Genomic DNA, 22,716 nt, shown 5'->3' with positions numbered 1-22,716 from the left:
GCGTTCTAGCTTTTCAGGAATGTCGTGAGTGCCGCGACAACGCCGCGATTGGCCTCTTCGGTGCCGACCGTCATACGCAGTGCGTTGGGAAAGCCATAGCCCGAAACACGCCGCAGTATGTAGCCGCGCTGGGTGAGATAATCGTCCGCCGCCGCGGCCGAATGCTTGCCGTCGTCAGGAAAATGAATGAGGAGGAAATTGCCGACGCTCGGCGTCACCCGCAACCCGAGCCCGGTCATCTGTTCGCTCAGCCAGGCCAGCCAGGTCTCGTTATGCGCGACGCTACGCTCGATATGGGCGCGGTCGCGGACGGCGGCGATGCCGGCCTCGATCGCCGTCGCATTGACGTTGAAGGGACCGCGTATGCGGTTGATCGCGTCGACGATGTGCATCGGCCCATACATCCATCCGATCCGCGCCCCGCCAAGTCCGATCTTGGAGAAGGTGCGGGTCATGACCACGTTCTGAGAGCTGCCCGCGAGCTCGATGCCGGCCTCATAGTCGTTGCGCCTGACATATTCGGCATAGGCGGCATCGAGCACCAGAAGCACGTTCTTCGGCAGGCCGGCATGCAGGCGGCGCACCTCCTGGAACGGCACGTAAGTGCCGGTTGGATTGTTGGGATTGGCGAGGAACACGATCTTCGTACGTGGCGTGACAGCCGCCAGGATCGCATCGATGTCGGCGCGCTCCTGGGTCTCCTTGACCGCGACAGGCGTCGCACCCGCCGACTGGATGTAGATCTTGTAGACCATGAAGGCGTGTTCGGTGAATATGGCCTCGTCGCCGGGCGCGAGATAAGTCTGCGCCAGCAGGCCGAGGATCTCGTCGGAGCCGTTGGAACAGATGATGTTCTGTGCGTTCAGACCATGCACCTCGGCGATTGCTTCGCGCAGGCGCCGGGCGGTGCCGTCGGGATAGACGTCGAGCTTCGCGGCGACCTCGCGCGCGGCCTCGATTGCCTTCGGCGAGGGGCCGAGCGGGTTCTCGTTCGACGACAGCTTGTGGACCTTGTCCACCCCGGCGGGGGCCGAGCTCTTGCCCGGCACATAGGCCTGGATGTCCATGATGCCCGCGCGCGGGGTTGGACGTGCCTTGTCCGGGGTCTGGCTCATATCGCAAAATCCGTCGAGAACGCTTCCGTCCTGGAAGCCGCTGCGGAAATACAAGCCATGGCCGGCAATGTCGAGAGGTGGCAGTGGTGCCAGCAGGCGGCATTGACGGCGAGGCAGGTGAGTTCTAGAAGGGCAGCGACAGTTCCGTGGTGATTTGGCCGGTCGGCTTGCAGCCACGTTAAACAATTCGCTAAAGGGCCGTTTGCGCGACGTAACCGGCTTTGCGAAGGCAATGCCGGTTTTTTATTGTCTGCGGCCGGCCGGACGAACGCGTCGGCGGCGCGGAGATCGGCAGCGATTTCCGCAAGGCAAGGGTGCAGCAAGAGAGACGAGATGGCCGCTCAGCGCGCTGGCAGAACCAACAACGAGGCAGACCAACCGTCGAGTCCGGTCGTGCGCTTCGGCGCCGACAAGCCGCTCAAGCTCGACGCCGGCACGCTGCTGTCGCCGTTCCAGATCGCCTACCAGACCTACGGCACGCTGAATGACGCCCGTTCCAACGCCATTCTCGTATGCCACGCTTTGACCGGCGACCAGCATGTGGCCAGCACCAATCCAGTGACCGGCAAGCCGGGTTGGTGGGAAGTGCTGATCGGCCCCGGCAAGATCATCGACACCAACCGTTTCTTCGTCATCTGCTCAAACGTCATCGGCGGCTGCCTCGGTTCCACCGGCCCGGCATCCACCAATCCCGCCACCGGCAAGCCTTATGGGCTCGACCTTCCGGTCATCACCATCCGCGACATGGTGCGTGCCCAGCAGATGCTGATCGATCATTTCGGCATCGAAAAACTGTTTTGCGTGCTCGGCGGGTCGATGGGCGGCATGCAGGTGCTGCAATGGGCGTCGAGCTATCCGGAGCGTGTTTTCTCGGCGCTGCCGATCGCCACCGGCGCGCGGCATTCCTCGCAGAACATCGCTTTCCACGAGGTCGGCCGGCAGGCCGTGATGGCCGACCCCGAATGGCATGGCGGCAAGTATTTCGACCACGGCAAACGCCCGGAAAAGGGGCTCGCCGTGGCGCGCATGGCCGCCCACATCACCTACCTGTCGGAAGCAGCCTTGCACCGGAAGTTCGGCCGCAACCTGCAGGACCGCGAAGCGCTGACCTTCGGCTTCGACGCCGATTTCCAGATCGAGAGCTATCTGCGTCACCAGGGCATGACTTTCGTCGACCGCTTCGACGCCAATTCCTATCTCTATATGACGCGGTCCATGGACTATTTCGACCTCGCCGCCGACCACGGCGGCAGGCTGGCCGATGCTTTTGCCGGCACCAAGACCCGCTTCTGCCTGGTGTCGTTCACCTCGGATTGGCTGTTCCCGACCGAGGAGAGCCGCTCGATCGTCCATGCGCTGAATGCCGCCGGCGCGTCGGTGTCCTTCGTCGAGATCGAGACCGATCGCGGGCACGACGCCTTCCTGCTCGACGAGCCGGAACTGTTCGCCGCCATCAATGGCTTCATCGGCTCGGCCGCGCGAGCGAGAGGGCTCGGCGCATGACCCCGCAAAATTGCAGACCTGTCCATCAAGGGTCACGCACCACGACAAGGGGCAAGCCATGAGCGTCAACCGCGCCCAGCGCGTCGATCTCGAGGTGATCGCCGGTCTGATCCCGCCGCAATCGCGGGTGCTGGACGTCGGCTCCGGCGACGGCTCGCTGCTCGAGCTTTTGCAGGAAACCAAGCAGATCGACGGCCGCGGACTGGAGCTGTCGCAGCGCGGTGTCAACGAATGCGTGGCGCGCGGCCTTTCCGTCGTTCAGGGCGACGCCGACAAGGATCTTGAATTCTATCCCGACAAGGGTTTTGATTTCGTCGTCCTGTCGCAGACCTTGCAGGCGACCCGCAACCCGAAGCTCGTTCTCGACGAACTGCTCAGGATCGGCGAACACGCCATCGTTTCCTTCCCCAATTTCGGCCACTGGCGGGTGCGCCTGTCGCTGTTCGTCAAGGGCCGCATGCCGGTGACCAAGGACCTGCCCTATTCCTGGTACGACACGCCGAACATCCACTTCTGCACCATCCGCGACTTCGTCAATCTGTGCGAGGAGCTTGGCGCGACCGTGGAAAGGGCGACCGCGCTCGACGCCAACGGCCAGAAGATCGGCCTGTCGATGCCATGGTGGTTCTGGAACTTCTTCGGCCAGCAGGCGGTGTTCTTGTTGAAGCGATAAGGGCCATCCCGGAGGTGGCTATGACACCCCCTTTTCGGGCGAAGTCGAGCTGCAGGCTGATCTCTGCGACGAAGGTCATCAGCAGGTTGGAACGCATAGCCCGGCGAAGGCTCAGCGATCGAGCTCCGGGAAATACGGATCCGACAAGAACCGTCTGTCGCGTTCGCCTTGCAGGCAGTCGATCGGAGCCTCGGCTTCGGCGGGAATGATCCTGGTCTCGTTCTGAACGCCGCTCACTTCGAGAATCAGCTTGCGCCGGATTGCCGTCGAAAATTCGGCGGCTGTATAAATCGGCAGCACGAAGGAGCCCGGCCCGCCGGTGACGCACTGGGCGTAATACCGGTCGAGGTGGCTGAAGGTGGACGATGGATTGATCAGGATCGGCAGGCCGTTGATGACGATGCCTCTGGCGTTTGCCGCATCCCGCGTGGCGGTGACGGGCGGCCCGATATTGTTCGGTCCGTCACCGGAAATATCGATGACGCTGCGTTCGCTTTTGTAAGCGGTGCGGTCGAAGAGCCCCGCGCCGAAGGCGAGCGCGCCGGAGATCGACGTGCCGCGGAAGCTGCGGAACGGACGAGCCGCTATCTTGTCGGCAAAGGCGTTAGCGCTCTCGGCGCCGTCGATGACCTGCCAGCCGATGAGCGCGTCGTCGCGCACAGTGCCGGCCCATTCGAAATAGGTGAGCGCGATGCGACCGGCGTTCCCGGCGCGGACCGCCTTGATGAAGTCGGGATGACGCAGCGCCTCCACATAGCCGGCGCGCTGCAGGGCGAACTCCTTCTCGTCCATCGACAATGAGATATCGACCGCCAGCACCAGTTGGACATCAACGGCCAGACTATCCGGCGCAGGCGCAGTCACGGCGGCCTCGGTGCAGGCCAGGCAGGCAAGCAGGCTGAGAGCATCAAGCATGGCCGGCTCAAGCGATGTTTCCGCCGCAATCTTCCGTCGCGATCACGGCGAAATAAAGCTGCCGCATGGCGTGCCGCGGGCCAGCCCGAACAGATGCCGGAAGTGCTATTTCTTGCGGCGAGGAGCGGCCGGCGGCGGCTCGATCGCGCCTGCCCTTATACGCGCGGGCTTCAGGGCCGGCACGCTGGACGCCTTTACGATGGTCAGCGCGCGCGGGAAGAACTGATTGTTGTGCTGCCCGCGGCCGATATTGAGGATCGTCGCCCCGCCCAGCCGCTTCTCCAGCGTCGACAGGACCCGCCGCAGTGTCGGTCCGTCGAAGGCATCGAGAGCCTCATCGATGATCACCCATTTCGGCTGCCGCAGCACGAGCCGGGCGAAGGCCAGCAGGCGCAGTTCGTCGTCGGCCAGTTCATGCTCCCAGCGCGCGCTACGGTCGAGCGACGACGACAGGCGCTCCAGGCCGATCTCGGCCAGCACGGCCGAGATATCGGTATCGCTTGCCGGCGCAACCCCGTCCACGCGGTCGAGCACTTCGCGCAGCGTGGCGGTTGGGAAGTAGGGCGTGCGCGGCACGAAGATAGGCACCTCCCCCGCCGGCATGCCGATGCGCCCGCTCCCCCACGGCCACAGGCCGGCAATGGCGCGAAAGAACAGCGTCTTGCCCGCGCCAGGCTCGCCGGTGAGCATGACGCGTTCGCCGGCGTGGATCTCGACATGCTGGTCGGCGAGCCTCGTGCAGCCCCCCGGCGAGGCCACTTCGAGTTTCTCGAAGGTCAGCTTGCCGTTTGCATTCTCGCCGAATTCGATGCGCCTTTCCTGGTCGTGCAGCACATCGGTCTCATCCAGCGCAATGCGGAAATCGGCGACGCGCATCAGCGTCGCGCGCCAATCGGCGATGCTGCCGATATTGTTGATGAACCAACGCAATGAAGAATGGACCTGATTGAAGGCGCCGACCGCCATCATCAGTCCGCCGAAGCTGATATCGCCCGCGAAATAGACCGGCGAAGCGACCAGGATGGGAGCCACCACGGTGATCCAGCCATAGGTGTCCGTCACCCAGGCGAGATTGATCTGGGCGTTATAGATGCGTCGCATGGCGCCGAGCACGGTGCCCAGGTCGGTTTCCAGCCGCCGCCTGGCATCGGGCTCGCTTCGGGCGAGCGCGATGGCATCGATGTTCTCGTTGACGCGCACCATCGAGGAACGCAGCTCCGCCTCGCGTGTGTAGCGGTCGCTGTTGAGGTGGATCAGTGGCCGTCCGACCAGCCAGCTCAGCCAGGAAGCCGTTCCGGCATAGAGGATGGCCGCCCACACCATGTAGCCCGGTATGGCGAGCGATGTCCCGCCGACATGGAAGACGAAGCCCGAGGACAGCTCCCACAACACGCCGACGAAGGAGATGAGCAGGATTAAGGATTGCAGCAGACCCACGCCAAGATCCGTCGACAGGTCGGAAAGATGGCTCGCATCCTGCTGCATGCGCTGGTCGGGATTGACTCCGATGGCGCCCGCATGCGCCAGGCGAAAGGCGCGCGCCGGCCGCATCCATCCATTGATCAGATCGAGCGTCAGCGCCTCGCGCAGCTTCAGCCGGATCGTCTGATTGAGCCAGGTTTGGCCGACATTGAGCACAAGAAGCCCACCGGCAATGGCGGCAAAAATGGCGAGCTGGTGCAGGAAGGCCTGCATGTCGCGACGTGCAAGCGCATCGTAGAAAGGCTGGTTCCAGCGGTTGAGCAGAACCTGGCCGATCGAGGTCGCGACAATGACGGCAACCATTCCGATGGAGGCCCAGCGTAGCCTTTTGCGGACCGGCGACCCGGCAAGCGCCAGCTTGATCGTCGCCACCTGATCACGCAGGCTCGAAGCTTCGACCGCAGCGATAGGCCGGGCAGAGGCATCATTGTCCGGATAATCGGCCATGAGCTGAAGTCCTTGCGTTCAAAAGCGGTGCTGAAAACCGGATGAAGTGTAGTGACGCCACCGGTCACTCAGCCAGGCTGCGAGCCCGTCAGCGACAGATAGGTCGCGAAATGCCGTCCGGCGCAAGTTTCCGGCATGATCACGAAGGTGTCATTCGCGGACTCGGCGATGTCGTGGCCCCGGTCTCTATTCGCCGGCCGAGCCGCGTTGCTGCATGCGGCGAAAGCACCGGCACGAAAACGCGTCGCGAAGCGCGCTGGGCGGCCGGCACGCCCTGATAGAGCCGCTTCTGCGCCTCGACCACGATGACGCCGGAGAAGATCGGCCACAGCCGCCGGCCGGCGCGCTCCAGCATATTGTGGAAGCGCATCATGAAACGCCGCCGCGATGGCGGAAAGAACAGGGCGTCGGACCAGGCGGCGGGCGTGAAATTCGCCTCGCGCAGCAATTCGGTGAGCTGACCGCGCGAGAAGGGCCTGCCATTGCCGAACGGCGTATGTTCGAACCGCGCCCAGACGCCGCGCCGGTTGGGCACGACGATGACCACCCGGCCGGCCGGCGACAGCACGCGCCAGATCTCGTTCAGCGTTTCGCGCGGGTTTTCGACATGCTCGAGCGAATGCACGAGCAGCATGCGGTCGATGCAGGAATCGACCAGCGGCAGTTCCTCGTCGAAAACCAGAGCCGTCGCCGTCGGTCCCGCCGCCGGCCAGACCACGGCGCCCTGCGTCGCCGGCATGAAGGCGAACACCCGCTCGGCGTCGCTGCCGAACCGTTCCAGCCAAGGCAAGGTGTAGCCGAGCCCGACAAGCCGCTCATTGGGCACGGTGGCCCATATCGATGACAAGGCCATGGTGATCGAATGCTCGGCGAAGCGACCGAGCGCTGTCGAATAGAAGGAGCGGAGATCGACGATGTCGGAATGCATGTCAGGGATGTAGCCGCGATATCGGCGGGTTTCAACAAAAGGCCGCGACGTCCCGAGATCCCGGATGTCGAATGACATCCTGACATTAGTCATCTCCGGGATGACATCCGCGCGTCGGCGTCCTATGTCTGCGGCGAAAGATGGAGAGATGCGATGGCGGTCGAAATCGAACAGTTCATGTGCCGCAGCGACAATTTCGGCGTGCTGGTGCATGACCCCAAAAGCGGTCAGACCGCGCTTATCGATGCGCCGGAAGAAGCGGCGATCCTGGCTGCGGTCAAGCGCACCGGCTGGACGCCGACGATGATCCTGACCACGCATCACCATGCCGACCATGTCGAGGCCAATCTGGCGCTGAAGCAGCGCTTCAAGCTGCGCATCGTGGGTCCCGAAGCCGAAAAGGCCAAGATTCCCGGCATTGACGACACTGTCGAGGACGGTTCGATCCTGCATCTCGGCGAGGAGCGCATCGAAGTGATCGCCACCCCCGGCCACACCGCCGGCCACGTCTCCTATCACCTGCCGGCATCGAAAGTGGCGTTCACCGCCGACACGCTGTTCGCGCTCGGCTGCGGGCGGCTGTTCGAATGCAAGCCGCCGGTGATGTATGGATCCCTGAAGAAGCTCGCGGCACTGCCTGCCGCGACCGTGATCTATTGCGGGCACGAATACACGCTCGCCAACGCCCGTTTCGCGCTGAGCGTCGACCGGACCAATTCGGCATTGAAGGAACGCGCGGCAAAAATTGAAGCGCTGCGCGCCGATAACAAGCCGACGCTGCCGACCACGATCGGCGAGGAATTGTCGACCAACCCTTTCCTGCGCTGGCACGATCCGGCAATCCGCAGGCATCTCGGCATGGAGAAGGCGTCGGATGTCGAGGTTTTTGCCGAGATCCGCAAGCGCAAGGATAATTTCTAGGCCAAGCGACACTGGTCGAAACCATGACGAGTTCCGCAGAAATCATCGCCATCCTTGGCATGAAGCCGCATCCGGAAGGCGGCTGGTACACGGAAACCTTTCGCGACGGTGGCGGCGGAGCTCGAGGCCACTCGACGGCGATCTATTTTCTGCTGGAGCAGGTCCAGGTTTCCGCCTGGCATCGCGTCAGGGATGCAGCCGAGGCCTGGCACTTCTACGCCGGCGCGCCGCTGGCGCTGTCGATATGGGAAGAAGGCGGCCCAAAGGCTAACCGGGTGATCGAGCAGGTGCTCGGCATCGAGCTTGCGGCCGGCGAGCGGCCGCAAATCGTCGTGCCGGCGGGCTGGTGGCAATCGGCGCGCAGCCTGGGCGAGTGGACCCTGGTCGGCTGCACCGTGGCGCCGGGCTTCGACTTTGCGGCGTTTGAACTGGCGGAGCCTGGTTGGCGGCCTAAACAGCTCTGACGCAGCCGGAAACCCTTAGCGCAGCAGGAAACCAAGCGTGATCACGAGCTGCGCGGCGTAGTAAAGCACCCAGACCGCCAAACGCATCCAGGCGCGATGTGGCGAAATGGCGGCCGCCAGGAAGCGTTCCGTGGCCAGCAGCGCGTCGGACGCCATGAACAGCACGGCACCGCCGATAACAGCGGCACTGCTCGTCGTCAGCGCCGAAATGCCCATGGCGAGGATGGCCGCGACATAGCCCGCGATCGGCGCTCGCAGGGCCGGGCCGACGCGGCGCCACAGCGCCGCCAGCATGAGAATAACGAATACCGCCATCGCCAGTGCGATTGCCGCGCGCCAGGGTTCGGCCCCCAGCACTCCCAGCCCCTCGCCCCTGCGCAGGAACAGCACGACATAGACGATATGCGCGGCGAGAAAGCTGCCCAGCCCGCCGAGAAACATCTTTTCGCCATCCCGCGACAGGAAGGCGTCGCCGATGGCGCTCAGTGCAAGGGCGGCGACCAGCAGCAGCGGCCCGCCCTGCATCGCCGCCAGCACGGCAAGCATGGCCACGGCGAGCGTTTTTGCCGCCGAACGGGCGAGCGTCGGCGCCATGCCTGATGTGAAGGCGTAGACAACCGCCGCCACCAGGGAAAAGATCAGCGTCGCATTGGCGTTGCCGTCGATGCCGCCCGGAAACGGCATCGTCATGCCCGGGCTCCGCCTTCGGATGCCCCGGCTCCGCCTTCGGCAGCCGCAGGCTTGCGCAGGAACAGCGATTTTGCCGCCAGGGCAGCGCCGCCGGTGATGAGCACGCAAGCGGCGAGGATGCGCAGCGACGGTTCGGCGACGCCGGCCGCGATCAACACCAGCGTCGACAGGAGCGGCGCGGCATAGCTTGCCGCGCCCAGCACCTGGATGTTGCCGCGCTTGACCCCGACATCCCAGGCATAGAAGGCTGCCCCCACTGGCATCAGGCCGAGCCCGAGCACGGCAAGCCATTGCCCGGCACTCGCGGGCAGCACCGTCTCTTCCAGCGCCAGATGGCAGGCAAGCGACAACAGCGCGGTCGCCGCGCAGAACCAAGTGACGATGCTGGTCGGCACTGACGGGAAACGCCGCGACAGGAGCGAATAGGACGACCACAGCACGGCGCAGACGGCAGCCATGGCGTAGCCGAAGGCATAGCGCGCGTCGAAGGCGAGGCCGCCGCCCTTGGTGACGATGAGGACGGTGCCGGCAAGGCCAAGCAGCGCGCCGACGATATGGTTCCAGGCCAGCCGCTCGCCCGGCATCAGCGCCGAGCCGAGCACGATCAGCAGCGGCCACAGATAGGCGATCAGACTGGCCTCCACCGCCGGCGCGTTGCGCAGCGCGGTGAAGTAGAAAAAGTGGTAGCCGAAAAGGCCGGCAATGCCGATCACCCAGACCTGGCGAGGTATCCTCTGGCTTTTATCCGCGGCCGGCATGAAAAGGCGCGCGAAAAGCCCGACCCCGGTGCCGATCGAGAAGGTGATCGCCGACAAGAGGAACGGCGGCACCTTGCCGGATGCGTCCGTAAGCAACGCCAGCAGTGCCCACATGGCCACGGCCGAAAAGCCGATCAGTGTCGCGCGCCCCATTCTGTCTCCAGCGGCGCGCGTGGCGCCTTATTGTATTGCTTCGAAACGCCTGGCGCTGATGGTCAAGGTGCCGATCTGCGTCCCGACCGTCGCGCGGATCGGCGCATATACCCCGGTTTGGCCGAGCGGCGCAAATGTCACCATTATACGGCTTTTGTTCTTGAGGTAGTTGAGCGCCTTGCGGCCCTTGCGGTAGCCGGCCACCGGCTCGAAACCCATCCGGCATGTGACGGTGTCGCCCTTGTAGCCGGGCACCGAGATCGACCCTTTTGAAGCGTAGCTCAGCGTCAGGTTGGCGCGCATCTCGCCGTCATACAGCCTCACGGTGCGGCCGCAGACCTTGTCGAGGCTGCCGGCATGGATGACGGTTGCCGCCATCGGATCGAGCACCGATGCCAGGTCGCCGGCGCCAAGCGGCACCCAACTGTCGGGATCGCGCTTTTCCGGCGCGGGAACGACCGTCGTCGAGATGACGTTGCCATTGGCAAAACGAATGTCGATGGCGGAGGCTTTCTTGCCGGAAGTGTAGTCCGCGCGGAACGCCTGCGGCACCATCTTCTGGCCCGAAATCGTACCCTTGGACGAGATCGTGCCGCGCGTGTCATCGAACAGCTTGGCGAGACCGGCCGCGGAAACGCTGCCGTCGATCGAGTAGACGCCGTTCTCATAATGGCTTGAAAAGCTTGATTTCGCGATAGAAAGGCCCAGAAACGACACTGTGTATTCGCCCCTGAAGGACTGCGGCGAGGCGGCCGTCGCAGGCGACGGCGAGGCGACGGCCAGCGCGGCGGCAAGGGCATGGGGCAAGCGAAGCATGGCGCGATCGGATCCTTGATTTCAACCGGAGGCGGACAACTCCGGTCTGGCATGTCCCTATGGAACCGCTTATACGACGAATTCCGGCCTTAGTATGAAATGCCGCTGGGCCAGGCTGGAGCTTGACGCATGGGCGAAATGCAACTATGGAACGCCAACTTTTTCCATAAGGCCGCTTGACCAGAACCGCGCGCCACCCGGCGTGGGCACGAAGGTTTGGCAGGTCCCCGAGAGAACTGAAGGTTAGAACCATGTCCCGCACCTGCGAACTCACTGCCAAGGCAGTCCAGACCGGCAACAATGTGAGCCACGCCAACAACAAGACCAAGCGTCGCTTCCTGCCGAACCTCGTCAATGTGACGCTGATTTCGGAAGCGCTGAACCAGAATGTGCGCCTGCGCATTTCCGCCAACGCGCTGCGTTCGGTCGAGCATCGCGGCGGTCTCGACGCCTTCCTGGCCAAGGCTGACGTCAAGGAGCTGTCGCAGCGCGCGCGCCTCTTGAAGAAGCAGATCGCCAAGAAGCTCGCCGAGCAGGCTGCCGCGTAAACTGCCTTCAGGCGGGGGACAACCGCCCTGGCCAACCTCTTGTTGGCCTTGGACATCGGGTCGCCGTCCGCAAGGCGGTTTCGGAAATCCGATGCTCGAACAAAGCGAGCGCCATCCGGTTTCGGCATGACGCTCCGCTGGTTCCATTACCCAGGATAAAAAAATGACTTCCTTCTCGCGATACCTGCCCTTCGTGGCCGCCATGGCGCTTGTCGTCGTGGCATCGAATATCCTCGTGCAGTTCCCGATGCAGGGTCGGATCGGCGGCTTGTCGCTGGCCGACCTGCTCACCTGGGGCGCGTTCACCTACCCGTTCTCCTTTCTGGTCACGGACCTTGCCAACCGCCGCTACGGGCCTGCCGTGGCGCGCCGGATCGTCTTTGTCGGCTTCATGACGGCGGTGGTCTGCTCGGTCCTCGTGCCGCCCTTCCTGTTCCGCCATGGTTTCATCGAGTTCGAGACCGCCGCCGACCGGCTGGTGCGCATCGCGGCGGCGTCCGGCGCGGCCTTCCTCACCGCGCAATTGCTAGACGTGACCGTGTTCAACCGTCTGCGCCGACAGAGCTGGTGGCGGGCGCCGATCGTCGGCACGCTGGTCGGCTCGGTGTTCGACACCGTCGTGTTCTTCAGCGTCGCTTTCTCCGCGGCTTTCGCCTTCGTTGGCCCAAGCGACAGTTTTGCGCTGGAAACGGCGCCGCTGATGGGCGTGCTGCCGGTCGAGGCCATGCGTTGGGTCTCTTGGGCGCTTGGCGACCTCAGCGTGAAGCTGATCATCGCCGTCGTGGCACTGATCCCCTATCGGCTGCTCGCCGCCCGCTGGAGCCAGCCGGCTGTTGCTGCGGTCTAGGCCGTGATTCCCTGGATCCAGCTGGACTCCGCGAAAACCCCGGATGGCGCGCAGGAGCTTCGGCTCAAGCGGCGCGGTTCCGAATTCTCGATCATGCTGGGCACCAACGAGTTGATGAACAGCCGCCTCAGCGGCTCGGAAGAAGCGTTGGCCAGGCTCTCCTGTCGGAGGATCGCCGGCCGCAGACAGCCGAGAATGCTGATCGGCGGGCTTGGCATGGGTTTTACGCTGCGCGCCGCTCTCGCCGAGTTGGGCGAGAATGCCGAAATCACTGTCGCGGAGTTGGTGCCGGCGGTCGTCGCGTGGGCACGAGGGCCGATGGCCGAGCTGTTTGGTGGCTGCCTCGACGATCCGCGCGTCATCGTTCGGGAGGCCGATGTCGGGCAGTTGATAAGACCCCGGCCCGCGGCCTGGGACGCCATCCTGCTCGATGTCGACAACGGCCCGGACGGCATCGTTCACAAATCCAACGACGCGCTTTACAGCCTGCAAGGCCTGGCGGCAGCGCGCATCGCACTGAAGCCCGGCGGCGTGCTTGCGGTGTGGTCGCAAGGGCCGGACAGCGGCTTCACCCGGCGGCTGAAGCAGGCAGGTTTCGCGGTCGAGGAGGTGAGCACGCGCGCCAACGGCAAGCGCGGCGCGCGCCATGTCATCTGGATCGCCACCAACGGCTCGCGACCCTGAGCGGACGCCGTCATTTGATGAGTAGTCGACCCCCACTCCGTCGAGTTGCGCTCGACGGAGTGGGGGGAAGGCGTCCGACCAAATCGAAGCCGGCGTTGAATACCTTCAACTTCAGCTTCGCAGTTGGAGCGCCAAATCAGTCCTGGTGCAAAATGAATTCCAGGTAGAGATTGCGCTGCAGGATCGAGTGGTTGTCGTCGGAGATCAGCGACACCATCAGCGCGCCGTCTTCGCGCGTCCAGACGTCGAGCCCTTCCATATTGTCGATCTGGTAGCCCATATCGGCTTCCAGCAGCACCGGACCGTCGGCGACCGCGCCCTTCTCCACGGTCTCGCCATCAACGCTCCGCAGCCGCATCTTGAGGCCTCCTGCCATCGTGAAACTGCGCTCCAGCAGCAGAAGGTCGCCATCCGGCAGGAAAGCCCCATCGGTGATATCGAAATCGCCGTTGCGCTTGACGGTGAAGACGCCCTTGTGCGGACCTTCGATGATGGCGGCATAGATGTTGCCGGCCTTGTCCAAGCTCTTTTCCGACACCACGACCAGGCCACCTTGGTGGCGGCCATTGGCATTGGCGTGGGTGACCGTCTCGAAGCCTCGGTTCCGGCGCAGCTCCCATGCCGGAACCAGGAAATCCATCTGCCTGAACGGCGCCTTCATATCGTCGCGGCCAATTTTGAATTGGGCGACGCGATGGTTGCGCTCGAAACCCACGGTGGCAATGCCGTCCTTGACGGAAAGCCCCTCGGCATCGACTTCCGATTTCTCGTCGATCGGCTGGCCCGATGCATCGACCATCTGTTCCATGCGGAAGTGCCGGATGCCTGACGGGCGCTTGTCCGCATCATGGGTCACGGTGCCGAAGAACCAGAATCCGGTATCGGCGACGCCGACGAAGTCGCGACCGCCTTTCAGGAAACGGAAGGCCGACAGGGCGCCGAAATCGCGCGACGGCGACGTCATTTCCAGCCCGCCGACGAATTCGAGCGGACCGAATTGCTTGTCGGCACGGCCTATACGGAATTCGGTGATCGGGCGGGCCGAGACCTCGACCGGTTCAACCGAGGTCGCGCCGGCCGAACTGGATGGCACCGGGGCTGCACCGGCAAACAGGGCGACGGCGGCGAAAAGCGCTTGTCGAAATCCGCCGTGCGAAAAGATCATCCGGCGCGCCGCATGCCGCCGCGCCGCGTATCGCGTGCGCTTTCCTCGGCGAACAGCGAAGCCAATTGCTCGGTCATGGCGCCGGCCAGTTCCTCGGCATCGACAATGGTGACGGCGCGCCGGTAATAGCGGGTGACGTCATGGCCGATGCCGATGGCAAGCAGCTCGACCGGCGAGCGCGTCTCGATCAGCTCGATGACGGCGCGCAGATGGCGCTCGAGATAATTGCCCGGATTGACCGACAGCGTCGAATCGTCGACCGGCGCGCCGTCGGAGATCATCATCAGGATCTTGCGCTGCTCCGGCCGGGCGATCAGCCGGTTATGCGCCCACAGCAGCGCCTCGCCGTCGATGTTTTCCTTGAGCAGGCCCTCGCGCATCATCAGTCCGAGATTGCGCCGTGCCCGCCGCCAGGGATGGTCGGCCGACTTGTAGATGATGTGGCGCAGGTCGTTCAGCCGGCCCGGATTCGGCGGCTTGCCGTCCTTCAGCCACTTCTCGCGGGCCTGCCCGCCTTTCCAGGCGCGCGTGGTGAAGCCCAAAATCTCGACCGAAACGCCGCAGCGTTCCAGCGTGCGCGCCAGAATGTCGGCGCAGGTGGCGGCCACGGTGATCGGCCGGCCGCGCATGGAACCCGAATTGTCGAGCACCAGCGTCACCACCGTGTCGCGGAATTTGGTGTCGCGCTCCTGCTTGAAGGACAGCGGCTGCATCGGATCGATGACGACGCGCACCAACCGTGCCGGGTCGAGATAGCCCTCTTCCAGGTCGAAATCCCACGACCGGTTCTGCTGCGCCATCAGGCGGCGCTGCAAACGGTTGGCCAGCCGGCCGACGACGCCGGACAGGTTGGCGAGTTGCTTGTCGAGAAAGGCGCGCAGCCGGTCGAGCTCTTCTTCCTCGCAAAGCTCCTCCGCCCCCACCGTCTCGTCGAAAGCTGACGTGAAGACCTTGTAATCGATCTCCTTCGGAAGGTTGGTGAAAGGGTTGTCGTTGCGGCGCGCCTCGCCGGGCGTCTCGGCATCGGCATCGTCGTCGTCGGACAAATCGTCGGCAGTGGCGTCGGAGGCTTCGGTCTCGGCCGACTGCTCGTCGTCAGAGGAAGCCTCGGCATCTTCGGACTGCGACTGTTCGGAGCCGGAATCGTCCTCGCCGCCTTCCTCGCTCTGTTCCTCGCCTTGCGGCTGGTTGTCGTCATTGTCCTCTGAATCTTCTGTCTCCTGCTCGTCGCCGAGTTCCTCGGCCATTTCCATGGAGGCGAGCATTTCACGCACGACGCGGGCGAAGGCCTGCTGGTCGTCGAGCTTGGACGACAGCCCGTCGAGGTCGGCGCTGGCCTTTTCCTCGACCCAGGGGCGCCAGAGCTCGACCAGCCGCTCGCCGCTCTTGGGAATCGGCCGGCCGGTCAGCTTCTCGCGCACCATCAGCGCCAGCGCCTCCTCGATCGGGGCGTCGGCCTTATCCTTGACGTCGACGAGATTGGCCTTGGCGTATTTGTCCTCCAGCATCGAGCCTATATTGTCGGCGACCCCTTGCATGGCGCGGCTGCCGATCGCCTCGACGCGCGCCTGTTCGACCGCGTCGTAGATGGCGCGGGCCGCCTTGCCTTCCGGCGCCAGTCTGCTGTGGATACGCACGTCATGGCAGGCGCGCTTGAGCGCCATGGAATCGCCGAGGCCGCGGGTGATGGCTATGTCGGCCTTGGACGCTTTCTTGGGCAATTCCGGCAGCCGGGCGCGGCTGCCGGCGAGCGCCGGGCGGTCCTTGGCGAAGCCGACTTCCAGCTCCTTGTCGCCGGCGATGGCGCGCATGCAGACGGTGACGGCGCGCTTGAAGCTGTCGGCTTCAGAGCCCGTCTTCGACTTGTTGCGCGTATTGTCGCCCGGACCCGCCATCGAGGCTCTGCTTAGCCCAGCACCACATTGGCGGCGCTCTCCGGCAGATCCTCGCCGAAGGCGCGCTGGTAGAACTCGGCCACCACCGAGCGCTCCAGTTCGTCGCATTTGTTGAGGAAGGTCAGCCGGAACGCCATGCCGATATTGCCGAATATCTCGGCATTCTCGGCCCAGGTGATGACGGTACGCGGGCTCATCACGGTCGACAGATCGCCATTGATGAACGCCGAGCGCGTCATGTCTGCGACGCGCACCATCTTGTTGACGATGTCTTTGCCCTTGCCGTCGCGATAGTGCTTGGCCTTGGCCAGCACGATGTTCACCTCATTGTCGTGCGGCAGGTAGTTCAGCGTGGTGACGATCGACCAGCGGTCCATCTGCGCCTGGTTGATCTGCTGGGTGCCGTGATAGAGGCCGGTGGTATCGCCCAACCCGACCGTGTTGGCGGTCGAGAACAGCCGGAACGCCGGATGCGGACGGATGACGCGGCTCTGGTCGAGCAGCGTCAGCCGACCAGACGATTCCAGCACGCGCTGGATGACGAACATCACGTCCGGACGGCCGGCGTCATACTCGTCGAAGCACAGCGCCACATTGTGCTGGTAGGCCCAGGGCAGAATGCCGTCGCGGAATTCGGTGATCTGCAAGCCGTCCTTGACCACGATCGCGTCCTTGCCGACGAGGTCGATGCGGCTGACATGGCTGTCGAGATTGACGCGCACGCAAGGCCAGTTGAGGCGGGCCGCGACCTGCTCGATATGGGTCGATTTGCCGGTGCCGTGATAGCCCGAGACCATGACGCGCCGGTTGTAGGCGAAGCCGGCGAGGATCGCCATCGTCGTCGCCTTGTCGAAAAGATAGTCGGGATCGATGTCGGGCACATGTTCGCTGGTGACCGAATAGGCCGGCACCACCATCTTGGAGTCGAAGCCGAATTTGTCCTTCACCGACACCGTGGTGTCGGGTAGGTTGGCGATGTCGCGATCGACCTTGTTCATCTCTATCCACGTCTCCACGGGCGAAACGACTGATTTCGCCGGCAATCGATTTTCTCCGGGGGCGGTCTTAGAGCCTTTTCCACCCTTATGAAAGTTGGAAAACGACACGAACCGTTGGGTCGCTCAGCACAAACCCGCCTGCTTGAGCACGCGATAGGCCTGGAGCACATCGCGGAACCGGTCTTCCGAACCTCTGTCGCCGCCATTCGCATCCGGATGGTGACGCTTCACCAGTTCCTTATAGCGCGCCTTGATCTCCTTGCCAGTCGCCTTTGTATCAAGGCCAAGCGTTTCCAGCGCCTTGGCCTCAAGCGGCTTGGCCTTGCGCTCGCGCACCTCGCGGGGATCTTTCGGCCCCTTGAACAGGTCGAACGGGTCGCGCATCCGGTTGTAGTAGCCGGCGCGGCCGGAGCGCATCTGCGCCATATCGGGAGACGAGCGCGTCGAGGCGCCGTTGACGCCCATCTTCCAGGTCGGCCGATGGCCGGTCATCGCCTCCTTCTGGAAACGGGCGACCTCGGTGTCCGGAACGCCGGAAAAATAGTTGAAACCCTTGTTGTACTCGCGCACATGGTCGAAGCAGAAGCGGAAATACTCGCCCTCCTTCATGCGCCCGACCGGAGCGCGATGGGTGCCCGCCTCCTTGCAGCCATCCCACTGGCAGATCGGCGCGTGCGACTTCAGCTCCGCGTCCTTCTCCTGGCGGATGCGGATCTTCTCGAAATATTTGGGATACGGCTTCATCTAACCCATTTATGGGGCGTTCGCAGATGCGAAACAAGAATTGACATTTTCGCGATGATCGCCCTAACCGCTGAATCGCGGCATAAAGCAGGCGAAGGACCGATTTTGTTGAAGCGCGACATGCAACGAAGTCGGTTCGGCTTCCGCGATCCCGCTGGCGATATGTGGTGAAGGGAGACGGCAATGTCCATACAGGCAACCATGGAAGACAAGTTGAGCAAGGCATTTTCGCCGGAGCGGCTGGTCGTCATCAACGAAAGCCATCTGCACGCCGGCCATCATCATGTGGAATCCGGCCACCAGGCTACGTTCGACGGCACCGGCGAGACGCATTTCCGCGTCCGCATTGTTTCGCCGGATTTTGCCGGCATGAGCCGCATCGAGCGCCACCGCGCGGTCAACGCGCTTTTGGCCGACGAATTGAAGGCTGGCCTGCACGCGCTGGCGATCGAACCGGCGGCTCCCGGCGAAAAGACGCGCTGGTAGGCCGGTCCTCCTCGCTCCTCGCGGTGACGTTCAGAGCTCCGTTTCGATGCCGCAATCACCCAATCGCCGATTTCAGGAATGCCAGTGCCGCCCCGGTCAAGGCGTCGCCATCCTCGCCGAAATCGCGGTTGATCGACATGTGCGTATAGGCGCTGCCGTCGAACAGCGTCACCTTGGTGCCGGTGGCGCGCAAGCGCTCGGCGAACGCCTTGGAGTCCCCGTCCCGGCCCGAAGCGCCTGAGTAGGCGATGAAGGTCGGCGGGTGCTTGCGGCCATCTACATAACTGGCCGGCGACAACGCCGCCCATTGCGCGGGATCGGGGAAGGCCCGCGCATAGGCCCCCGCCATGCCGCCATTCCTGGAAAGCGCGGTGAGGTCATAGGCCCTGGTGTCGTCGAGAAGCAGCGCGGCGACACCCGGTAGACCGCCGCGCATGCCGGTCAGCGCAACGAGGTGGCAACCGGCCGAATGGCCCATGGCCACGATCCGCCTGGCATCGCCGCCATGCCGGGCAATGTTGGCGCGGACATAGGCATAGGCCTTTTCGACATCGTCGGCCTGGGTGGCGACCTCCGCTTCGGGCAGCATGCGATAGTCGATGGAGACCAGGCAAAACCCGTTGGCGAGCAGGAAGGCCGGCTTCGCGTTGACCTGCGAGCGCTTGCCGGAGCGCCAGGCGCCGCCATGGACGAAGAAGACGACCGGCAATCCGCGTGCGCCATCCGGCGCATAGATATCGAGCTTGGCCGGCCCGTAATCGAAGGTTGTCGGCACGGGTTGGCGCTGGCCCCATGCGACCGATGTGCCCAATGGCAACATCGCCGCCGCGGACACCAGAATAAGGCTTCGTCGATCGATCATCGCAATCTCCCGATCGTTGGGCCCGATATGTAGACGAGGAATGCCCGCACGCACCACGAGCATCCCGTTAGACTTGGGAGTGCTCAACGATCTGATTCAACACCGTACCAGCCGCATCAATGCACTCGCTTTGCCGTTCGGTTCACGAAATCGATATTTGCCCTTGACGGTCTCCTCTGGCCATCACCACCTGAGATATCAGACGAGCATTGTAACTGTGTGCTGTCCAAGTTCGATGCAGATACACGCTCTCTCTCCAATGTGGAGGGAACCACAATGCATCCCGGTAGTTGAATGAGATGAGCCGGGCGGCAGCCAGAATGGCTCTGAGGGCAACCATCATGGGTGAGAACCAGTCCGACGTCTTCGATCTGTTTTCGGAGATTTATGCAAACGCGGGCCAGGAGGAAATAAGCCTCCAGCAGTATCTCCTTGCCTGCCGGGAAGACAAGTCAATGTATGCCTCGGCGCCGGAACGGATGGTCGAGGCAATCGGCGAGCCGAACCTGGTCGACACCAGCAAGGACGAGCGGCTCGGCCGCATTTTCTCCAACCGCACGGTCAAGGTGTATCCCACCTTCTCCGATTTCTACGGAATGGAGGATACGATCGAACGCATCGCCGGCTATTTCCGCTATGCGTCGCAGGGGCTCGAGGAGCGCAAGCAGATCCTCTATCTCCTCGGCCCTGTCGGCGGCGGCAAGTCCTCCCTGGCCGAACGGCTGAAGAAACTGATGGAGGAACGCCCGATCTACACGCTCAAGGCCGGCAATCAGATCAGTCCGATTTTCGAGTCGCCGCTCGGCCTGTTCCATCCCGATCGCATGGGCGATCTGCTGGAGGACAAATACGGCATAGCCCGGCGTCGCCTCAACGGCATTATCTCGCCCTGGGCGGCCAAGCGGCTTGATGAATTGTCTGGCGACATTTCCAAATTCAGCGTGGTGAAATTGATGCCCTCGCGGCTGCGCCAGATCGCTATAGCCAAGACGGAGCCTGGCGACGAGAACAATCAGGATGTCTCGGCTCTGGTTGGCAAGGTCGACATCAGACAATTGGAGGATTTCAGCCAGTCCGATCCGGACGCTTATTCCTACAGCGGCGGGCTGAACCGGACCACGCAAGGCCTGCTCGAATTCGTCGAGATGTTCAAGGCGCCCATCAAGGTCCTGCATCCGCTGCTGACGGCGACCCAGGAAGGCAGCTATAACGGCACCGAGAATTTCGGCGCCTTCCCCTATCAGGGCATCATCGTTGCCCATTCCAACGAATCGGAGTGGCAACAGTTCAAGAACAACAAGAATAATGAGGCCTTTCTCGACCGCATCCTCGTGGTCAAGGTGCCGTATTGCCTGCGGATCACCGAAGAAAGGCATATCTACGAGAAACTGTTGCGCGAGAGCGAGCTGGCCGGCAGCCCCTGCGCACCTGAAGTGCTGGATATTCTCAGCCGGTTCACGGTCTCGACCCGTCTTGCCGAGCACGACAATTCGCCGCTCTACACCAAGATCCGCGCCTATGACGGCGAAAACCTCAAGGAGGTCGACCCCCGGGCCAAGTCGGTTCAGGAATATCGCGACGCCGCCGGCGTCGACGAGGGCATGACCGGCGTAAGCACGCGCTTCGCCTTCAAGATCCTGTCGCAGACATTCAACTACGACACCAACGAGGTCGCGGCGGATCCCGTGCACCTGATGTACATCCTGGAAGAGGCGATCAAGCGCGAGCAGTTCCCAAAGGAGACGGAAGCGAGCTATCTCGAGTTCATCAAGTCGGAACTGGCAACGCGCTATGCCGAGTTCATCGGCCACGAGATCCAGAAGGCCTATCTGGAATCGTACAGCGAGTATGGCCAGAACCTATTCGACCGCTACATCGCCTATGCCGATGCCTGGATCGAAGATCAGGACTACAAGGATCCCGATACGGGCCAGATCCTCAATCGCGAGATATTGGACAAGGAATTGTCGCAGGTCGAAAAACCGGCCGGCATCGCCAACCCCAAGGATTTCCGCAACGAAGTGGTCAAGTTCACGCTGCGTGCCCGGGCACGCAACCACGGCCGCAACCCATCATGGACAAGCTACGAAAAGCTGCGCGAGGTTATCGAGAAGCGCATGTTCGGCCAGGTCGAAGATCTTCTGCCGGTGATCAGTTTCGGCTCCAAGCAGGACAGCGTCACGGAAAAGCGGCACAATGAATTCGTGCAGCGCATGGTGCAACGCGGCTACACCGAGCGGCAGGTACGGCGGCTGGTCGACTGGTACATGCGCGTGAACAAGGCGGGCTGAGAAAAGCCCGGATGGTTCCATGCCGATCTTCATCGACCGCCGCCTCAATCCGAAGGACAAGAACCTGGGCAATCGCCAGCGCTTTCTCAGGCGCGCGCGGGAAGAACTCAAGCGGAGCATCCGTGACCAGATAAGGACGGGCCGGATCGCCGATGTGGACAGCGGGCATGCCGTGCCGATGCCTCACAGAGGCACCAGCGAACCGACCTTCAGCGATGCCAGGGACAGCGGCCGGCGCCAGCACATCCTGCCAGGAAACAGGACGTTCATTCCCGGTGACCTGGTGCCCAAACCCGGGCAGGGCGGCGCAGGCTCCTCGTCGCCGGGAAACACGGCATCCGAGGACGACTTTCGCTTCGTGCTTTCGCGCGAGGAAGTTCTCGACCTCTTTTTCGAGGATCTCGAACTGCCGGATCTGGTCAAGCTCAATCTCAAGCAGATACTCGCATTCAAGCCAAGGCGGGCAGGTTTTGCGGCAACAGGATCACCGACCAACATCAATGTCGGGCGCACGATGCGAAACAGCCACGCCCGCCGTATCGCGCTTGGGCGCCCAAAGCAGCCGGAGCTGGATGAGATCCTCCGGCAGCTCGCCAAACTGGAATCGAAGCCGCCAAACGCCGCGACCCGCGAACGCATCTTGACTTTGCGGGAGGAACTCGAGCGGCTGGAGCGCCGCCGAAAGCGCATTGCCTTTGTCGATCCCGTCGACATCCGCTTCAATCGCTTCGACCCGCAGCCGGTGCCGAATGCCAGCGCCGTCATGTTCTGCCTGATGGACGTCTCCGGGTCGATGGGCGAGCGCGAGAAGGATTTGGCCAAGCGCTTCTTCGTTCTGCTGCACCTGTTCCTGACCCGACGCTATGAGCGCACGGAGATCGTCTTCATCCGCCACACGCACGAGGCCCAGGAGGTGGACGAAGAGACATTCTTCTACTGCACGCAAAGCGGAGGCACGGTCGTTTCCACCGCGCTGGAGGAAATGCAACGCATCATAGAACAACGCTATCCGGCCACGGAGTGGAACATCTATGCGGCCCAGGCTTCGGACGGTGACAATTTCGCCACCGACTCGCAGCGCTGCATAGAACTGCTCCACGGCAAGCTCATGCGCCTGTGCCAGTATTTCGCCTATGTGGAGATCATCGACGAACGCGAAAGTCATATTTTCGGCTCGACCGAAAATGGCACCTCGCTCTGGCGCGCCTATAGCGCCGTCGAGCAAAAATGGCCGAACTTCCAGATGAGGCGCATCGCCGCTCCGGCCGATATCTACCCGGTATTTCGCCAGCTTTTCGCCAGGCAGCCGGCTATGGCCAAGAGCGCGTAAG

At 63.2% G+C, this 22,716-nt stretch carries 22 protein-coding genes and 1 riboswitch; of the genes, 10 read left to right on the top strand and 12 right to left on the bottom strand.

Annotated elements, in window-relative coordinates:
• Positions 1-5 precede the first annotated feature (5 nt).
• Positions 6-1,115, bottom strand: a complete 1,110-nt coding sequence (hisC, locus tag FJ979_RS24090; protein ID WP_140584036.1) for a histidinol-phosphate transaminase — start codon at positions 1,113-1,115, stop codon at positions 6-8.
• 136 nt (positions 1,116-1,251) lie between these two features.
• A riboswitch (SAM riboswitch) is annotated at positions 1,252-1,329 on the top strand.
• Between the two features lie 119 nt (positions 1,330-1,448).
• Between hisC and FJ979_RS24085 the strand changes: the two genes are divergently transcribed.
• Both FJ979_RS24085 and metW read left to right on the top strand, forming a co-directional pair.
• Positions 1,449-2,618, top strand: a complete 1,170-nt coding sequence (locus FJ979_RS24085; protein ID WP_140513895.1) for a homoserine O-acetyltransferase — start codon at positions 1,449-1,451, stop codon at positions 2,616-2,618.
• Positions 2,619-2,676: 58 nt separating this feature from the next.
• Positions 2,677-3,291 (top strand): methionine biosynthesis protein MetW, encoded by a 615-nt coding sequence (gene metW / locus FJ979_RS24080; protein WP_140500775.1) that lies wholly within the window; start codon positions 2,677-2,679, stop codon positions 3,289-3,291.
• 111 nt (positions 3,292-3,402) lie between these two features.
• On the opposite strand, the gene FJ979_RS24075 is transcribed toward metW, so the two are convergent.
• The 3 genes from FJ979_RS24075 to FJ979_RS24065 all read right to left on the bottom strand — a co-directional run bounded on the left by FJ979_RS24075 (position 3,403) and on the right by FJ979_RS24065 (position 7,063).
• Positions 3,403-4,206, bottom strand: a complete 804-nt coding sequence (locus FJ979_RS24075; RefSeq protein ID WP_140584034.1) for a DUF1194 domain-containing protein — start codon at positions 4,204-4,206, stop codon at positions 3,403-3,405.
• A 105-nt stretch (positions 4,207-4,311) separates the two neighbouring features.
• Entirely contained in the window at positions 4,312-6,135 is a 1,824-nt protein-coding gene (locus FJ979_RS24070; RefSeq protein ID WP_140584033.1) for an ABC transporter ATP-binding protein/permease, read from the bottom strand.
• Between the two features lie 139 nt (positions 6,136-6,274).
• Entirely contained in the window at positions 6,275-7,063 is a 789-nt protein-coding gene (locus FJ979_RS24065) for a methyltransferase domain-containing protein (RefSeq protein ID WP_140500772.1), read from the bottom strand.
• Positions 7,064-7,216: 153 nt separating this feature from the next.
• Here FJ979_RS24065 and gloB point away from each other — a divergent pair, with 153 nt between their 5' ends.
• Together gloB and FJ979_RS24055 are read left to right on the top strand one after the other, a co-directional pair.
• Positions 7,217-7,984, top strand: coding sequence for a hydroxyacylglutathione hydrolase (gene gloB, locus FJ979_RS24060; protein WP_140560165.1), 768 nt, complete (start codon positions 7,217-7,219; stop codon positions 7,982-7,984).
• Between the two features lie 23 nt (positions 7,985-8,007).
• On the top strand, positions 8,008-8,448 hold the full coding sequence (locus FJ979_RS24055) for a cupin domain-containing protein (protein WP_140584031.1): 441 nt from the start codon (positions 8,008-8,010) through the stop codon (positions 8,446-8,448).
• A 15-nt stretch (positions 8,449-8,463) separates the two neighbouring features.
• On the opposite strand, the gene FJ979_RS24050 is transcribed toward FJ979_RS24055, so the two are convergent.
• Genes FJ979_RS24050 through FJ979_RS24040 form a run of 3 tightly spaced genes read right to left on the bottom strand, consistent with a single transcriptional unit; the run spans position 8,464 to position 10,865 of the window.
• Positions 8,464-9,138, bottom strand: coding sequence for a lysoplasmalogenase family protein (locus FJ979_RS24050; protein ID WP_140525411.1), 675 nt, complete (start codon positions 9,136-9,138; stop codon positions 8,464-8,466).
• On the bottom strand, positions 9,135-10,049 hold the full coding sequence (locus FJ979_RS24045; RefSeq protein ID WP_140525410.1) for an EamA family transporter: 915 nt from the start codon (positions 10,047-10,049) through the stop codon (positions 9,135-9,137). Before FJ979_RS24045 ends, FJ979_RS24050 begins: the two co-directional genes overlap by 4 nt.
• A gap of 27 nt (positions 10,050-10,076) precedes the next feature.
• Entirely contained in the window at positions 10,077-10,865 is a 789-nt protein-coding gene (locus FJ979_RS24040; protein WP_140500767.1) for a DUF3108 domain-containing protein, read from the bottom strand.
• 251 nt (positions 10,866-11,116) lie between these two features.
• Between FJ979_RS24040 and rpmB the strand changes: the two genes are divergently transcribed.
• The 3 genes from rpmB (at position 11,117) to FJ979_RS24025 (ending at position 12,944) form a co-directional block, all read left to right on the top strand.
• Positions 11,117-11,413, top strand: coding sequence for a 50S ribosomal protein L28 (gene rpmB, locus FJ979_RS24035; protein ID WP_140500766.1), 297 nt, complete (start codon positions 11,117-11,119; stop codon positions 11,411-11,413).
• A 163-nt stretch (positions 11,414-11,576) separates the two neighbouring features.
• Entirely contained in the window at positions 11,577-12,260 is a 684-nt protein-coding gene (locus FJ979_RS24030; RefSeq protein ID WP_140500765.1) for a queuosine precursor transporter, read from the top strand.
• Between the two features lie 3 nt (positions 12,261-12,263).
• Positions 12,264-12,944, top strand: a complete 681-nt coding sequence (locus FJ979_RS24025; protein WP_140584029.1) for a hypothetical protein — start codon at positions 12,264-12,266, stop codon at positions 12,942-12,944.
• A 136-nt stretch (positions 12,945-13,080) separates the two neighbouring features.
• Here FJ979_RS24025 and FJ979_RS24020 read toward each other — a convergent pair whose 3' ends face one another.
• The 4 genes from FJ979_RS24020 to FJ979_RS24005 form a co-directional block, all read right to left on the bottom strand.
• Positions 13,081-14,109, bottom strand: coding sequence for an esterase-like activity of phytase family protein (locus FJ979_RS24020; protein WP_140584028.1), 1,029 nt, complete (start codon positions 14,107-14,109; stop codon positions 13,081-13,083).
• A complete protein-coding gene (cobT, locus tag FJ979_RS24015; protein WP_140513907.1) occupies positions 14,106-16,004 on the bottom strand; it encodes a cobaltochelatase subunit CobT in 1,899 nt (632 codons plus the stop codon). Before cobT ends, FJ979_RS24020 begins: the two co-directional genes overlap by 4 nt.
• An 11-nt stretch (positions 16,005-16,015) precedes the next feature.
• Positions 16,016-17,002, bottom strand: coding sequence for a cobaltochelatase subunit CobS (gene cobS / locus FJ979_RS24010; protein WP_140500761.1), 987 nt, complete (start codon positions 17,000-17,002; stop codon positions 16,016-16,018).
• A gap of 123 nt (positions 17,003-17,125) precedes the next feature.
• Positions 17,126-17,746 carry a J domain-containing protein gene (locus FJ979_RS24005; RefSeq protein WP_140500760.1) on the bottom strand — a complete coding sequence of 207 codons (621 nt, stop codon included), beginning with the start codon at positions 17,744-17,746 and terminating at the stop codon, positions 17,126-17,128.
• Between the two features lie 183 nt (positions 17,747-17,929).
• Between FJ979_RS24005 and FJ979_RS24000 the strand changes: the two genes are divergently transcribed.
• Positions 17,930-18,232, top strand: coding sequence for a BolA family protein (locus FJ979_RS24000; protein ID WP_140500759.1), 303 nt, complete (start codon positions 17,930-17,932; stop codon positions 18,230-18,232).
• Between the two features lie 55 nt (positions 18,233-18,287).
• Here the strand turns inward: FJ979_RS24000 and FJ979_RS23995 are convergent, their stop codons facing one another.
• Positions 18,288-19,094, bottom strand: a complete 807-nt coding sequence (locus FJ979_RS23995) for an alpha/beta hydrolase (RefSeq protein WP_140584026.1) — start codon at positions 19,092-19,094, stop codon at positions 18,288-18,290.
• A gap of 341 nt (positions 19,095-19,435) precedes the next feature.
• Here FJ979_RS23995 and FJ979_RS23990 point away from each other — a divergent pair, with 341 nt between their 5' ends.
• Both FJ979_RS23990 and FJ979_RS23985 read left to right on the top strand, forming a co-directional pair.
• Entirely contained in the window at positions 19,436-21,385 is a 1,950-nt protein-coding gene (locus FJ979_RS23990) for a PrkA family serine protein kinase (RefSeq protein ID WP_140584138.1), read from the top strand.
• 19 nt (positions 21,386-21,404) lie between these two features.
• The gene (locus FJ979_RS23985) at positions 21,405-22,715 is read left to right on the top strand and encodes a YeaH/YhbH family protein (protein WP_140565840.1); all 1,311 of its coding nucleotides are present in this window, start codon (positions 21,405-21,407) and stop codon (positions 22,713-22,715) included.
• Position 22,716 lies beyond the last annotated feature (1 nt).

Source organism: Mesorhizobium sp. B1-1-6 (assembly GCF_006443035.1).
Lineage (GTDB): Bacteria > Pseudomonadota > Alphaproteobacteria > Rhizobiales > Rhizobiaceae > Mesorhizobium.
This window is presented reverse-complemented; position numbering and strand designations above follow the sequence as displayed.